This is a genomic window from Vreelandella sp. DA03-1M, from assembly GCF_055725665.1.
Map to the genome: position 1 here is coordinate 3,239,692 of NZ_CM146798.1, position 14,791 is coordinate 3,254,482.

Consider the following 14,791-nt stretch of genomic DNA (forward strand, 5'->3'; position numbering starts at 1 on the left):
ACTCTACTTTTTACACCAGCGGCCCAGCGACCACTCTTAGCGCCAGCGCGATCAGCAGTACCCCGGTAATGCGGTTAATCCAGTGGGCACGGTGTTGCAGCCAAGGCAAAATGCGTGAGTGGGAAAGCAGCACAGCCACCAACACGTACCAACCACCATCAATAATCATCGCTGTTAGCACTATAATTGCTTTGGCCAGCGCACTCATGCCCGGCGTTACAAACTGACTTAGCAGGGCGACAAAAAATAGGATCAGCTTAGGGTTACCTAACGCGACGAGGACGCCCTCTTTGGCTGCTTGGCCCCGGTTAGTGGTCATCACTGTCGGCTGTAAGGCACCCGCTTGACCGGCCCGCAGTGCTTTAATTCCCAGCCATGCTAAGTAGGCGGCACCGCACCAAGTGATCAGTTGAAACAGCAGCGGAAAACCGGCAATTAATGCCCCCAACCCCCACACGGTCAATAGCGCGTAAAAACCTACGCCAAGGGCATGAAATATTGCGGCGGTCACGCCAGCCAAGCGGCCGCCGCCTAGTGTGTGGCGTAGCACCAGTGCCAAACTTGGCCCCGGCGACATAGCGCCCATGGCACAGATCGCGGCAAGTGATAGCCACAGTGTCAATGGCATGCGGTTGTCTCCTTGAGGGGTCGATATCACGATATAAGGCGTAAGCGCCAGTATACGCTAAGCCAAGTAACACTTCGGCCAGCTTCTTAAATAACGCTGTTAGCATGGTACGCTGTTGGGTAAAATTTGCTTTTTCGCTCTTTTGAACTCTTTTGAAGACACCCGTCCCGCTGCGCAATGCGCGGGGCATATAGAAAACTTAAGTCTAGAAAAATTAGGTCTAGAAAACATACATAGGACGGCAACATGGGTAGGGCTTTTCAGAACCGTAAGGAATCCATGGCCAAAACGGCCGATGCAAAGACCAAGGTCTACAGCAAATACGGGCGCGAAATTTACGTCTGCGCCAAAGCTGGTGGTACCGACCCGAACGGTAACTTAGCACTGCGCGGTTTAATGGAGCGGGCTAAAAAAGACCAAGTGCCCTCTCACGTCATTGATAAAGCGCTCGATAAAGCTAGCGGTGCCGGTGGGGAAGATTTCTCTGCCGCGCGCTACGAGGGCTTTGGCCCCGGCAATGTGATGGTAATTGTCGACTGTCTAACCGACAACCCTAACCGCACCTTTGGCGATGTGCGCGGCTGCTTTACCAAAACCAAGAGTAAAATCGGTACGCCCGGCAGCGTTAGCCATATGTTTGACCACTGCGCCATCTTCTCCTTCGCAGGAAGCGATGAAGACGCCGTGCTGGAAGCATTGATGGAAGCCGATGTCGATGTCACCGACATTGAACAGGAAGGCGAGCGTATTACCGTTTTCGCGCCGCATACCGACTATGCCAAAGCCAAGCAGGCGCTGCTGGATGCGTTTGGCGAGATTGACTTTGAGGTTGACGAGATTCAGTTTCTGCCGCAAACCACCACGCCGGTTGAAGGCGATGACGTGGTCATGTTTGAAAAATTCCTGGGCATGCTCAATGAGCTGGACGACGTGCAGAACGTCTATCACAGCGGTGAATTACCCGAAGAGAGTGATAGTTAATCATTACCTCTTGATGAAGCTGACCCTACCGCGTTGCGGGTATCCAGAGCCGCATCCGGTGGCAACATCGCTGACTGTACGCCCGCGGCACTCAGCACTTTTTTGCCGCGTAAGGTGAGATCGGTAATAAACAAAAATTGCTGGCGAGGGTCCACCGGGTAGGCGCGTATGCGGTAGTGGGTACCCCAGGGTTTCTCCTCAGCTACGACAATAATTGGTTTGTCGAACTTCAGATAGGCACTGGTTAGCGCCACATCGCGCAATGCTTTGCGTACCCAGCCTGCTTCGTGCTCCGGGTGAAGATAAAAGCTCGCCACGCACTGCAGGCTGGTACCGCCGTTGTTGGCGTTATAAACGGCGTGATCCCACAGCTTTAAATGCGGCACATAAACTAAATCATCGTCAGGGGTTTGGATGTCAACGGTGCGTAAGCCAACGTGTTTGACCTCGCCGTAGGTATCTTCAATTTGAACCCAGTCGCCGGGCCGATAAGGCAGTTCTACCGCTGAGACAACGCCCGCTATCAGGCTGCTGACGTAATCTTTCATGGCAAAGCCAATGGCTAAGCCCAACGCCCCCATCACGGTCACCATGTTGCGTAGCGACGGCTCTATAATCGTCGGTACGATGATGGCGAGCGCAGTCATCAATATCAGCAAGCGTGTCATCGGTACCAAGGCAAAAATACGAAAACGTACTTGGCCATGCATTCGATTGCCGATCCAGTTCAGCCCGCGTTGGCTGACAATAATCAGCACAATGGTTGCTAGCAGCACAACACCTAACGTAATCAGCGTTTGGCTATCGATATCGTTAAACAGTCGCGCGTACTTCTGTTGTTCTTCCATGGAATGCCCTCCGTGGGCCTATCGAGAAGGGCTGCTTAAAGAGGGTCGACCAGATAATTACGCGACTCCAATAACTGACGAACGCTCGCGTAGCTTAGCGGTGTAATCTGCCAGCGCCCTTCGCAACTTAAAATAATGCCTTTGCGCTGCAGGGCTAAACGGGCATTCAGTGCTTCATGGTGTGAGAACGGCAGCACATCTCCTAGAGCGTGGTCATCCAGACCGCCATGAAGCAGTAACGCATGCAGTACCAGTGTGGCGATATCCCCGGTGTCGGCGGAAAGCTCCGCCTCGGCTAGGGCATCCACTAACCATAGGGCCTCTTCATCCTCTGCTTTTGGCTCACGCAGCCGCTCGCGCCAGTAGTGCCATGCAAGTCCTATATGACCACGGCAGTGAGCCGCTAAGCGCTGCAGCTCTTTATTAGGCGCTTTACTCTTTTGCTCAGATGCTGAGTCGAACAACACCTGCTTACCGGTTCGCGTGCTGTAAACAGGCGGAGGTTGCCCCGAATGGGTCGCAATTTGCGCAAAATAGCGTGCCAGCTGCTCACCCTCCATCGATTGCAGGGTAAACACCGGCGCGCCATCAATTCCGATCACCTGCTGAAGATACGCATAGGCCCAGCTGTCACAGCCAATCACGCCCTGTCCCAGACGGCCGCTTAAAGCGCGCTCAAGAAACTCACGAATACCCTGAATCCCTTGGGTATGGCGTAAAAAGTGGCGCTCTAGGGCCGGCACTGCCCACTTTTGTTGATTGATGCAGCGCTCTACCCACTCAGTGCCCCCCTTGGCGAGTTCGTTAAGCGTGGGTGGCGGTAAACAGGCGACGTGATGCTCTTCCGCCCACTGCCTAACCACCGATGTATGGCCGCTATGAGGTGGGGTAATAAAAAAGATTACCGGTGCTTCGCAGCTTTCAAGCTGTTGCGCTAACGCCTTAGCTGCAAATGACCAATCGATGGGTGGCACTAAATGCGCCAGCCGAACCTCAGGTAGCGCGCGTAGCTCGCTCTCTTCTTTCACTTGCTGCTCGGCAGCGCTCTTGCCCACTAGCCATTTTGACGCCGAGCGTAATGAACGTCGCCACTGGCTGGCCTGGGTCTGCTCGGGGGTATGAAATTGATCAAGCTCAACGACTTCCCACAACGGTGTGTCGGCTGATGATGGCTGCTCCCCCATGTACCTATTCCTGTCGCTAGAAATACCAGCACTTTAGCACGGCATTCCTAAAGGCTAACCTCATAACCGAACTTATGGTCTAAAGTAAAGTCTTTATAGACAGTAGTTAGCGCACATAACGGACTATTGCGAGAGCAATGGCAAAAGCTAAAGGAGAAAGCAATGAGTGTTGTCCACGTTAGCGAAGCAGAACTCCACGCCAAGCTTGAGAAGTGTATTGCCGGTGAGCGGCTACTGATTGAGCATGAGGGCAATCGCTTTAGCGCCAGAATCCAACACGTTGGGCTAATGGGCGTGAAAGTGATACCTGAAACCGAGATTAAGAACAGCCATCGAACACCGGGTGACGTTGAAGGCGTGACGGTGCCCTACGATGAGATACTGGAGCTTGAAGTGAAGGGCGTGGTCTACAGCCGCTTGCCAGACTAGTCATCACTGACTGAACCGATTACTTTTTTTAATCCAGTTGGTTCTTCCCTACGCAGGCACTTGTGGGCTTTCCATGAGTGCCATAGCAACGCGCTCAAGCACCAAGGTTTCCCGGTGAATAGAGATACCCATTTTGCTCGGGCGACGCTGAATTACACCACGATTGTGAGCAAGCGCCTCGTCAAGACTGACCCATGCGGCTGACATACCGTTAGCCACTTCGTAATCTTCGAAGCGTGTCTCACCTAACGTCTGGCCGATTTCACAGCTGAACCAGTGGGAAGTCTGGTACATCACGTCCCAATCCGCCTTAAAGGTAGGCGCGTATTCGGTCACATAGCCGAAGTGGGAAACGATTTCGATCTGGTTTGCACCTGTCTCTTCATGAAGTTCACGGTGTAGACCAGCCTCAGGACTTTCCCCCAGATCAATCCCGCCGCCGGGAAAGCTAAAATCGTCGTAGCGTTCGGTATATAGCAGCAATATCTTATCGTCACGAGTGACGATGGCTCTGGCCGCCTCACGCTTTAATACCCTTAGACGCTCGACATCCAGCGGCTGGGCTAACGATTCATGCACTAAGTGGGCTAAACGCTGCATAGGTACCTTGGTAAGTTAAATGATCGCTTACGAAAAAGCGGCCATTCTACGCGAATGGCCGCTTAACGTCAGGCTGCTGACTGAATGATTAGCTTACATGGTCAGGCAAATCTTGCCGAAGTGCTGGCCAGACTCCTGATGACGGAAAGCGTCGGCAATCTCGGCAAGCGGAAATTCACGGTCAATGACCGGGTGCATATCAAGACTTTCAAGGGCACGAATCATCTCGATCTGCTGACGGCGACTGCCCACAATCAAGCCCTTCAAGTTCGCCTGCTTGGCCATTAACTTGGCCGTCGGCAACTCACCCTCACGCCCTGTGAGGATACCAATCAAGGCGATATGCCCACCGATTTTGATCGCATCAAAGGATTGCGGCAACGTACCTGGCCCGCCCACTTCGACGATATGATCAACGCCTTCGCCGTTGGTCAGCTCTTTCACCCGCTTACCCCAATCAGGCGTCTCTTTATAGTTAATGGTGTGCTCGGCGCCCATCTCACGCAGCCGCGCCAGCTTCTCATTAGAAGATGAGGTCGCAATGACACGTGCCCCCATCAAGCGGGCAAACTGCAGGGCAAAAATGGATACCCCGCCCGTGCCCAGTACCAGCACACTGTCGCCCGCTTTAATGCCACCATCGACGACCAGCGCCCGCCAAGCGGTTAAGCCAGCGGTGGTTAAGGTAGCGGATTCCGCATGGCTATAGCCCTTGGGCTGATGGGTAAACCACTCAACCGGGCGTACAACCTGCTCCCGAGCGTAGCCGTCCACGCCATCGCCCGGCGTGGTGCGAAAATCACCTACTCTGGCCGGGCCTTCCAGCCAGTGCGGAAAGAAGGTTGAAACCACGTGGTCGCCCACCGCGAATTCACTGACACCTTCGCCGACGGCTTCGACAACGCCCGCGCCGTCTGACATGGGAATACGCCCATCGTCGGTGGGAATCATCCCTGCAACCACGGCGTAATCGTGAAAATTCAGTGAGCTGGCGTGTAGGCGTACTCGGATTTCGCCAGGGCCCGGTTCACCAGGCGCTTCCATGTCGACAACGTCCAGCTTGTCTAAACCGCCGGGCTGATTCAGCTTGATCGCTTTCATCGTTACCTCAGTATGTACAGTTCGAATATGTACATTGATGTATGTATCTACCGTTGGTTGGGGCCGTTGCCATCGATATCAAGGCCCAGGAAGCCACCTGACTGGCGCTGCCAAAGGCTGGCATAAATGCCGTTGTGTGCAAGCAGCTCCTGATGCGTGCCACTTTCCACCATACGCCCTTCATCCACCACAATTAACCGGTCGAGCATGGCAATAGTCGACAGCCGATGCGCGATAGCAATCACCGTTTTGCCTTCCATCAGCGTATCCAGCTGTTCCTGGATGGCGGCCTCCACTTCCGAGTCCAGCGCCGAGGTGGCCTCATCCAGAACCAGAATCGGGGCATTTTTGAGCAGCACCCGGGCGATCGCGATCCGCTGGCGCTGCCCGCCGGAAAGCTTCACTCCGCGCTCGCCCACATGGGCATCCAGGCCGCGACGCCCTTTCGGGTCGACCAGATCATTGATAAAGGTATCTGCATGGGCGCGGCACACCGCGTTCCAAACGTCTTCGTCACTGGCGTGGGGGCTGCCGTAACGGATGTTGTCACGCAGCGAGCGGTGCAGCAGCGAGGTGTCTTGGGTGACCATGCCAATCTGGTGGCGCAAGGAGGTTTGAGTCACCTCGGCAATGTTTTGCCCATCGATCAATATCTGCCCACCTTGCAAGTCATAAAAACGCAGCAGCAGATTGGCCAGGGTGGATTTACCCGCCCCGGAACGGCCGATCAGGCCGATTTTCTCGCCGGGCTTGATGGTCAGGCTGAGTCCATCAAAGACGTTTTTACTCTCCCCTTTCGCCTGGGCATATTGAAAGCGCAGCGCGTCAAATACAATTTCGCCACGGGGAACCTGAAGTGCTTTCGCATTGGGCGCATCGTTGATCGTGGGCTTCTGAGCGATGGTGTTCATTCCATCTTGAACCGTGCCGATATTTTCAAACAGCCCGGCGACTTCCCACAAGATCCAGTCGGACATAAAGCGGATACGCATGACCAGCGCGATGGCAATCGCCAAAACGCCCAGGGAAATCGCCTCCGTGTACCAAGCGCTGATCGCCATGGCCGCAGTGCCCACCAACAGCGCCGTGTTGAGCAGCGTCAACCCCACGCTCATGATCGTCACCAAGCGCATCTGGCGGTGAACGGTGACCATAAAACCTTCCATCGCGTCTTTGGCGTAGCGCTGCTCGCGCTCGGTATCGGCAAACAGCTTGATGGTTTGGATATTGCTGTAGCTGTCCACCACGCGGCCGGTCATCTGGGCACGGGCGTCCGCCTGGTCCATAGAGACATCACGCAGACGCGGTACGAAGTAGCGCATGATCGCCAGGTAGCCCACTAGCCATAGGCCCAGCGGAATAAGCAGCAACAGATCCGCCCGGCCCAGCAGGTAGGCCGCGCCGGTAAAATAGACGATGGCGTAGACCAATAAATCCATCACCTTGGTGACGGTCTCGCGGATCGCCAGCGCCGTTTGGATCACTTTTTGCGACACACGCCCGGCAAATTCATCCTGATAAAATGCCAGGCTCTGGCTCAGCATATGGCGGTGGGATAGCCAGCGGCCGATCATCGGGTAGTTGCCGAAAATACTCTGATGGGTAACCAGTGACTGCATCAGCACCAACAGCGGCAAGCCGATCAGTAGCAATAGCCCCAGGCCAGCAAGCCACAGACCGTTTTCCGCCCAAAAGCCTGCGCGTTCAACGTTGCCTAGCCAATCGACTAACTGCCCCATGTAACTGAAAAAAACCACTTCAGCCGCCGATACCAGCGCCGTGAACAGCGTCATTAGCAGCAACAGCGGCAGCATCGGACGGGAGAAGTGCACAATAAACGGCATTAAGCCCTTAGGCGGCGTTTTAACCTCGCCTTCGGGGTAAGGGTTAACTCGCGTTTCGAAATAACGAAATAGCGGCTGTAAAACACGCGATAGCATGATGTTTCCTTGCGTCACTGGCGTTGGTGTTAATGGACGTTATGGCGTGGAGGAGGAGTGGCGCAGTAACCAGCGCGCCCAGAACGGAGCAATAATCATCAGCGTGACCATACGCAACAGGTGATGAAAGGCGACAAACACCGGATCAATGTTGAGCGCAACCGCAAGAATCGCCATTTCGCCAATACCGCCGGGGGCAAGCGCCAATAGCGCCACATCGCGCCCGACGCCCAACAGCTGGTGGATTAGCTCGGCAAACAGCGCCAGTACCAGCAGTGCTAACAGCGTCGCCACGCCAGACTGCCATAAATAGCGGCCAAAAAGCTTGCGCGTCATGCCTTGAAAGCGCGAACCAATGGCACTGCCCAACACCCATAGCATCAGGTTCATCCCCCATCCTGGCAGAGCGAGACTAGCCATATCACTACCGGATAATAAAGCCGCGACTAGCAGTGGTGCCAGCAATGCGGGGCTGGGAATTCGCAGCCAGCGGCCTAGCGGCAATATTAGCGGGATCATCAATAGCATCCAGCCATGTTCTAAGCCACTGTGAATAGGGCCAATGCTGTCGCCACCGTCCTCGTAGGCCCAGAACAGCGGCGGAAGAAATAGAATCACTAAAATGACCCGCAGCGACTGCGCGACCGCAATGCGCTGAGGGTCGCCGCCGCACTTTTCGCCCAACAGGATCATCGCCGTCATGGCACCAGGAGAGGCACCAAACCAAGCACTGACCGGGTCAAATCCACAGCGCCGATACCAGGCTGCGGCGACGGCGGTGGAAGCGGCTACCCCTAGCAGTAATAGCGCAGCGGAAACAGGCCAATCCAACACCCGGTGCGCTAACTGTGGGGTCACCTGGCTGCCCAGCACCATGCCCATCACCGCTAGAAACACGTTACGCAGCGGTTCAGGTACCGCGACCTTCACGCCTTGTGAAGACGCCAGCAGATTGGCAATCAAGGGGCCTAGCATCCAGGCGAGGGGTAATCCGGTGAGTTGAAACAGCGTGCCGCCGACGGCGCCAACGGCTAACGATATTGATAGCGCTTTTGCACTCCCTGCAGACACTCCCGTTACGCTGCCCCTCACACGTACTCCTCACCTTAGCCATGTTTTCACTGGCAGCCCTGTCAAGAAGCGAGCGGCCAACAACCGTTAACAAGCTAAGGATATCGATTTACGTCAGCTATGGCTATTGACCGGGGCTGTTCTTCAAGGACTGTTCTTCAAGGACTGTTCTTCAAGGGCTATTGCTCAAGGGCTATCAACTGCGCTGATTCAGTAAGGCTGCGGAATCTCGCCGTCGTCATCATCGTCACGCATACGCGCCTGGCGGTCGGCTTCTTCCTCTTTGGCATCGTCGATGACTTCCATCAGCTCATCGACGTTAGCAATATGCGTATCGGCATCGAAGTGGCCGGTAAGCTTACTATCTGGGTGCAGCTCACCGGTTTCATACAGCGCCCACATCTCTCTGCCATATTCGGTATTCAGAAGCGCTGGCGCGTACTTACCGAAATAATCTCGCATGTTCTCGACATCGCGATAAAGCATGGCCGCTGCGCTGTTATTACTAGCCGCATCGACAGCCTGGGGTAAATCAATAATCACCGGGCCAGAAGCATCGACCAGCACATTAAATTCCGACAAATCGCCGTGAATCAAACCTGCGCACAGCATCCTAACCACGTCTTGAATGACTTTGGCGTAGTAGGTCTCAGCCTGCTCTGGCGTTAGCGTCACTTCGTCCAGGCGCGGCGCCACATTGCCTTCGGCATCGCTGATCATCTCCATCAGCAATACACCGTCGACAAAACCGTGGGGCTCGGGCACCCGTACGCCTGCAGAGGCAAGGCGATAAAGAGCATCGACTTCGGCGTTTAGCCATGCCTGCTCCTGCTCTTTTTGGCCATAACGGGTTTTTTTGGCCATTGCCCGGGAACGGCGACTGTTGCGCTCTTTACGCCCCTCTTGATACTGAACTGCTTGTTTAAAGCTGCGCTGCTTGGCCTCTTTAAACACTTTGGCACAGCGCACGTCTTCACCGCAGCGCACCACGTAGACCTGCGCTTCCTTGCCACTCATTAACTGCACCAATACCTCGTCGATCATGCCATCATCGACCAGGGGTTGTAATCGCTTAGGGATTTTCATGGTTAGCTGCGTCGGCTCCTCTTTGGTACGCGTTCAATAACGGATACGGCGAACACGGAAAGCACGCCCTTTTAATTTATCACGCTCGAGTTTGGCTTGAGCCTGCTGAATCACATCACGATCAACGGCCACATAAGCGCTACGCGCAAGCACTTTAATTTTACCCACTTGCTCGCCGCGCAACCCGCCTTCGCTGGTCAGCGCGCCAAGAATGTCACCGGGGCGCAGTTTATCTTTCTTACCACCGGCTAATTGTAATGTCGCCATCAGCGGCTCAAACGGCACTGAGTGCTGGGGTTTAGGCAAAGGTTCGGTGGCAATAGGTTGCTCCAGCAAGCCTTCTAGCCTCTCCAGCCGGTAACTCTCTTTAGGGGTCACTAGCGTACACGCAATACCGCTGGCCCCTGCGCGGCCCGTGCGCCCTACCCGATGCACATGGACATCAAGCTCGCGGGCAATCTGGTAATTGAACACGGCGTCCAGTTGGGCAATATCCAAGCCGCGGGCAGCCACGTCGGTGGCCACCAGAATAGAGGCACTCTGGTTAGCAAACAGAATCAGTATACGGTCGCGATCTTTCTGCTCTAAATCGCCATTGAGCGCCACGGCGCTAAACCCAACATCCGTTAGCTGCTCAGCCACTGCCTGGGTTTCGCGTTTGGTGTTGCAAAACACCACACTAGTGGCGGGCCGGTAGACCAGCAGTAGTTGACGCAGGGCGTCAAATCGAGCGTCTTCATCGGCGACGCTATAAAAGTGCTGTTGAATCGTCGTGGCATCATGCACTTCAGCGATTTTCACCATCACCGGCTCACGCATTACGCCGCGGGTCATCACCGTTAGGCCGCCCGATGACTGCTCATCGGGGAACGTCGCGCTGAACAGTAGCGTTTGGCGGTCAGTCGGGGTGTCAGCAATGATGTCATCGATGGTGGCCTGAAACCCCATATCCAGCATGCGGTCGGCTTCATCCAGTACCAGTATCGAGAGCGAATCGAGGATCAGCGACCCTTTGCGCAGATGCTCGTCAATACGCCCTGGTGTGCCCACAACAATGTGCGCGCCATGCTCTAAAGAGCCGAGCTGGGGCCCAAACGGTGCCCCCCCGCAAAGGGTGAGTATCTTTATATTCGCCATGCCACGAGCCAAACGACGCAGCTCTTCTGCCACCTGGTCAGCGAGCTCACGAGTGGGGCACAGTACTAAGCCTTGCACCGAAAAGCTCTCTACTTTCAATTTAGCCAGCAGCGCTAAGCCAAAGGCCGCCGTTTTACCTGAGCCGGTTTTCGCCTGCGCCAGCACATCGCGCCCGGCCAGCATAGGCGGCAGGCTTTCAGCTTGCACTGGCGACATTTCATGGTAGCCAAGGGACGCAAGGTTGCTCAGCAAAGCTTGTGGCAACGCTAACGAGGAGAAAGAGGAGTCAGACACGATATTACCTTGCTTGGGCCACACGTGGGTGGCCATCAGAAACACAGCGTGCGCCCCCTGGAGGGCAAGTGACGCACAAACGTAACGGCACCATACCAGAAAGTGCTTCGGCCTGCGTCGCCATCACACCGACATCACGTTGCCAGCGGTACAAAAGTGGCCTGGCTCAAGGTGGCTAGATCCCGTGGCGAGAGCTCAATCTCGAGCCCTCGGCGCCCGGCACTGACATAAATATTGGGAAAGCTTTCTGCGGAGTTATCGATAAACGTCGCCAGCCGCCTCTTTTGCCCCAGCGGGCTCACGCCTCCTAATACATAACCGGTAGTGCGTTCTACCTCGTCGGGTTGCGCCATCGCTGCTTTCTTCGCCCCGGCAGCCTTGGCTATCTGCTTCAAGCCTAACTGGCAATTCACCGGCACAATGCCCACTGCCAGCTGCTTACCGTCCAGCTTCACAACTAACGTTTTAAATACCTGTTCAACCGCTACGCCCAGCTTTTCCGCCGCTTCCAACCCATAGGAGTGCGCGGAGGCATCGTGCTCATACTCATGAAGCTGAAAGGCAAAGCCTGCGTGTTTTGCGCTATTAATAGCCGGTGTCATGTCGCTCTCTTGGTTAACAGCGTTGATGCTAAGAATTTTACTGTCAGGCGCATTTCGCCCTTTAGGTTAATAGCGCGACAGGTAAAAGAAAGTCAACCGATTAGAACTGGTGAAAGGTCTGATTGATGTTTCTGGAAAGCTGCGCCCCAGCGACTATGCTCAACAGTGCAGTGCTCAATAGTGCAGTCGGTAAAAGGAAGCTAACCGAAAGGAGTCCAGCAATGCCAGCTACCTCTAAAGCGCAACAGAAAGCAGCGGGTGCGGCCCTTTCCGCGAAGCGCGGAGAAACCAAGCCGAGTGAACTTTATGGCTCGTCTAAAGAGATGTATGACTCGATGAGCGAGGAGGAACTAGAAGAGTTCGCGAGTACAAAGCGTGAAGGTAAGCCGCAAAAGAAAGACGATTAATCAACCGCTTGCTGATCAACAAAAACGCCAGCTTAACGAAGCTGGCGTTTTTGTTGGCACTGCCTGATTAGCGGCTACTGCTTGCAAGGCACCACTTTACGCAGGGTGTCTTTTGCCCATAGCGTTTGGTCATCGGGCGTACGACCATGCTCGTTCCAGCGTTCTGCAGTTTCGAGGCAGAACGACCCGGTGTTTTCAACGCTCGCATCGCGATTGGCTGGGCGCTCTCCGCCAATCCGCATGACATCGGGATTGCTGGAGGTATAGCTTGGGGCAATGGTAGAACTCGCACAGCCAGCGACCATAGCGGTCAGCAGCAGTACGGGTAAACAGCGGCGCAATGGCATGTTTTTAGAACCCTCAACGTATCAATATTAGGCCGACACCTATTGTCGGTAGCGCTAAATAGCATTGCTTTAAACAGAACGTCAATATTTTTCGTTCATCTTAGCCAGCAACCAGCGTCAGGCTGGTCACCGGGCGCAGATTTAGCCGCTTACAACGCTGCTCGACACTATCGACAATCTCTTGGGCGTCGTTGAACTGCCGCTTGTCGAGCTGAATATCCACCATGAGAAAGCTGCCTACCTGGGCAAGCCTCACATCGTCGGCGGTGACATCAAAATCAGCGACATCTTCCACCACGTTCTGGCGCACACTGCTGCATGAGCCGCCAAACATAAGCTCACGTAATGCCCCCTTCACCATGCGAATAGGCATAGGCAAGAAATAGCCTGCAATGATCAGCACCATCACCGGGTCGGCAAAGCGCGCATAGCTGGCCCAGGGCGATTGGGTCAACACCCAAGTAAGCCCAAATCCGAGCATGACAGCAGCACTCAACCAGGTATCCATCTGCCACTGGCGCAACTCGGCGGCTAACAGCGAGGAGCGCGCCACCCGGGCGTAGCGCGCCAGCCACCACCAGGTTAATAAACAGCCTGTTACGTTGACCACGCCAAACATCAGCGCCAAATCCAGCGTCACCAAACGGCCACCCTCAAGCAGGCTCCACATGGCGGACACCAGCGACACGATACACACCATAGCGATCACTACGCCTTTGAGCAGCACCGCAAGAGGCTCCACCGTCAGCCGCCCAAAGGGGTAGTGATCATCTGCTGGTCTGCGCGCCTGCTTGAGGGCATATAGCGACAGCGATGCCAGCACTAAGCTTAATAGTGAATAGCCACTATCAAACAAGATCGTTATTGAACCACTGGCAAGCCCTAGCGCTAACCCGGTAAACGCAAACAGGCTAGCTGAAATGGCTGAAAATTTTAGCGCACGGCGCTCGGCAACAAAGGGGGTCACGCGGATAACTCCATAGCATTAGACGAATTGTGGGCCATAATAGTAGGGAGTGATGACAATCACGAATCGCTCAGCGCCAAGTTAAATGGCGCTCAATGAATCCAGCGGAACGATTATGCGTGCGGAACAGGTTCAAGCCTTTATTGATGTCACCGAGCATGGCTCTTTTGCCGCCGCGGCGCGGCATACTGGCCTCAAGCGGAGCACTCTAAGTGCCGCCGTTAACGCACTAGAGGACAGTCTAGGTGTGGCGTTATTTGAGCGCTCTGGCAATAGTCTAACTCTCACCGCGGTAGGCGATAGCGTGCTACCCGACTGCTACCGTTTACTGACCAGCGCCAGCCGGATCAAGAAGCACTGTCACCAACATTTGCAGGGCGTTGAAAGCCAACTCTGCATTGCCCGCGATGACGCTTTGCCTGAAGTGTTTTGGCGCCAGGTGATGCATGACTTAAAACAGCAATTCCCGCTCACCGCGATTTCGGTGTATTTGGTGCCTCCCCAGGAGCATACCCAGTTTGTGCAGCGCCAAACGGTGGATATTGCCTTCGGCCTGTATACCGCCGAAGGCATTGACGCCAACGCAGCCAATCTTGCTCCGGTCAGTATGCGTTTAGTGGCCGCGCCTAAACACCCGCTCAGTCGCTTGCCTAGCGTAAACCGCGACGACTTAGCCCAGTACACCCAAGTGTGTTTGACCCACGTACAGGATGACAAGCTGATCAGCGAAGCGCTATTTTCAGGTAACTACCTGGGGTTGACCATGTTTGAAGTGATTCGCGACGCGGTTATCAACGCTACCGGTTGGGCACTGCTGCCTTACCCACTGGTAAAAGGCGCCCTGGAGGCTGGCACCCTGGGCACACTAAATCATGATCTCGCGCTAGATAGCCACTACTACCGCTATGTGGAGAGCGATAATCGCGGCGTGGTTGCCACTGCCTTATTGACGAAGGTGGCGCACTTCTTAGCCTCCCAGAACTGATACACAGAACTAGTACACAGAACCGGCTGACATATCGTTGAAATCTTTTTTGTGGCGAAAAACACCAAAGCCTTCCACGCTATTAAAAATAGCTAAATAAGGAGCCGCCAGGACACGCCACGTGAGGGAGACACAGGCAAGTGTCATCTAGGCGTAATACGCACCTGCCAGTGTCGAAGTTGCC

The 14,791-nt window shown here is 54.9% G+C and carries 16 protein-coding genes; 4 read left to right on the forward strand and 12 right to left on the reverse strand.

The genetic code is table 11. From position 1 onward, the window contains the following. Window positions 1–10 precede the first annotated feature (10 nt). Entirely contained in the window at window positions 11–628 is a 618-nt protein-coding gene (locus ACXUPB_RS15255; RefSeq protein WP_472953238.1) for a LysE family translocator, read from the reverse strand. Window positions 629–874: 246 nt separating this feature from the next. Between ACXUPB_RS15255 and ACXUPB_RS15260 the strand changes: the two genes are divergently transcribed. Continuing rightward, window positions 875–1,609, forward strand: coding sequence for a YebC/PmpR family DNA-binding transcriptional regulator (locus tag ACXUPB_RS15260; RefSeq protein WP_035559913.1), 735 nt, complete (start codon window positions 875–877; stop codon window positions 1,607–1,609). Here the strand turns inward: ACXUPB_RS15260 and ACXUPB_RS15265 are convergent. Together ACXUPB_RS15265 and ACXUPB_RS15270 are read right to left on the reverse strand one after the other, a co-directional pair. Then, window positions 1,606–2,457 (reverse strand): mechanosensitive ion channel family protein, encoded by an 852-nt coding sequence (locus tag ACXUPB_RS15265; RefSeq protein WP_035559911.1) that lies wholly within the window; start codon window positions 2,455–2,457, stop codon window positions 1,606–1,608. The genes ACXUPB_RS15260 and ACXUPB_RS15265 overlap by 4 nt on opposite strands. Window positions 2,458–2,492: 35 nt before the next feature. Further along, the gene (locus ACXUPB_RS15270; protein ID WP_472953242.1) at window positions 2,493–3,641 is read right to left on the reverse strand and encodes a hypothetical protein; all 1,149 of its coding nucleotides are present in this window, start codon (window positions 3,639–3,641) and stop codon (window positions 2,493–2,495) included. 162 nt (window positions 3,642–3,803) lie between these two features. Here ACXUPB_RS15270 and ACXUPB_RS15275 point away from each other — a divergent pair, with 162 nt between their 5' ends. Next, window positions 3,804–4,070, forward strand: coding sequence for a hypothetical protein (locus tag ACXUPB_RS15275; protein ID WP_472953245.1), 267 nt, complete (start codon window positions 3,804–3,806; stop codon window positions 4,068–4,070). A 48-nt stretch (window positions 4,071–4,118) separates the two neighbouring features. On the opposite strand, the gene ACXUPB_RS15280 is transcribed toward ACXUPB_RS15275, so the two are convergent. From ACXUPB_RS15280 to ybaK, 7 genes are all read right to left on the reverse strand, one after another. Then, the gene (locus ACXUPB_RS15280) at window positions 4,119–4,670 is read right to left on the reverse strand and encodes an NUDIX hydrolase (protein ID WP_472953246.1); all 552 of its coding nucleotides are present in this window, start codon (window positions 4,668–4,670) and stop codon (window positions 4,119–4,121) included. A gap of 93 nt (window positions 4,671–4,763) precedes the next feature. Further along, window positions 4,764–5,771: a zinc-dependent alcohol dehydrogenase family protein gene (locus ACXUPB_RS15285; RefSeq protein ID WP_472953249.1), complete on the reverse strand. Its 1,008-nt coding sequence runs from the start codon at window positions 5,769–5,771 to the stop codon at window positions 4,764–4,766. 47 nt (window positions 5,772–5,818) lie between these two features. Continuing rightward, the gene (locus tag ACXUPB_RS15290) at window positions 5,819–7,711 is read right to left on the reverse strand and encodes an ABC transporter ATP-binding protein (protein ID WP_472953251.1); all 1,893 of its coding nucleotides are present in this window, start codon (window positions 7,709–7,711) and stop codon (window positions 5,819–5,821) included. A gap of 39 nt (window positions 7,712–7,750) precedes the next feature. Further along, window positions 7,751–8,782, reverse strand: coding sequence for an AbrB family transcriptional regulator (locus tag ACXUPB_RS15295; RefSeq protein ID WP_472956758.1), 1,032 nt, complete (start codon window positions 8,780–8,782; stop codon window positions 7,751–7,753). 210 nt (window positions 8,783–8,992) lie between these two features. Then, entirely contained in the window at window positions 8,993–9,868 is an 876-nt protein-coding gene (locus ACXUPB_RS15300; RefSeq protein ID WP_472953253.1) for a PA4780 family RIO1-like protein kinase, read from the reverse strand. A 33-nt stretch (window positions 9,869–9,901) separates the two neighbouring features. After that, complete coding sequence (gene dbpA / locus ACXUPB_RS15305; RefSeq protein WP_472956759.1) at window positions 9,902–11,335, reverse strand: ATP-dependent RNA helicase DbpA; 1,434 nt, start codon at window positions 11,333–11,335, stop codon at window positions 9,902–9,904. A gap of 98 nt (window positions 11,336–11,433) precedes the next feature. Further along, window positions 11,434–11,901, reverse strand: a complete 468-nt coding sequence (ybaK, locus tag ACXUPB_RS15310; RefSeq protein ID WP_472953256.1) for a Cys-tRNA(Pro) deacylase — start codon at window positions 11,899–11,901, stop codon at window positions 11,434–11,436. Window positions 11,902–12,122: 221 nt separating this feature from the next. Between ybaK and ACXUPB_RS15315 the strand changes: the two genes are divergently transcribed. Further along, window positions 12,123–12,308, forward strand: a complete 186-nt coding sequence (locus ACXUPB_RS15315) for a DUF3008 family protein (protein ID WP_008958114.1) — start codon at window positions 12,123–12,125, stop codon at window positions 12,306–12,308. Window positions 12,309–12,382: 74 nt separating this feature from the next. Here ACXUPB_RS15315 and ACXUPB_RS15320 read toward each other — a convergent pair whose 3' ends face one another. Together ACXUPB_RS15320 and ACXUPB_RS15325 are read right to left on the reverse strand one after the other, a co-directional pair. Next, complete coding sequence (locus ACXUPB_RS15320; protein ID WP_179916450.1) at window positions 12,383–12,655, reverse strand: hypothetical protein; 273 nt, start codon at window positions 12,653–12,655, stop codon at window positions 12,383–12,385. A gap of 100 nt (window positions 12,656–12,755) precedes the next feature. Continuing rightward, entirely contained in the window at window positions 12,756–13,622 is an 867-nt protein-coding gene (locus tag ACXUPB_RS15325) for a cation diffusion facilitator family transporter (RefSeq protein WP_472953259.1), read from the reverse strand. A gap of 115 nt (window positions 13,623–13,737) precedes the next feature. Here ACXUPB_RS15325 and ACXUPB_RS15330 point away from each other — a divergent pair, with 115 nt between their 5' ends. Then, entirely contained in the window at window positions 13,738–14,607 is an 870-nt protein-coding gene (locus ACXUPB_RS15330) for a LysR family transcriptional regulator (RefSeq protein WP_472953262.1), read from the forward strand. The last annotated feature ends 184 nt before the right edge of the window (window positions 14,608–14,791 follow it).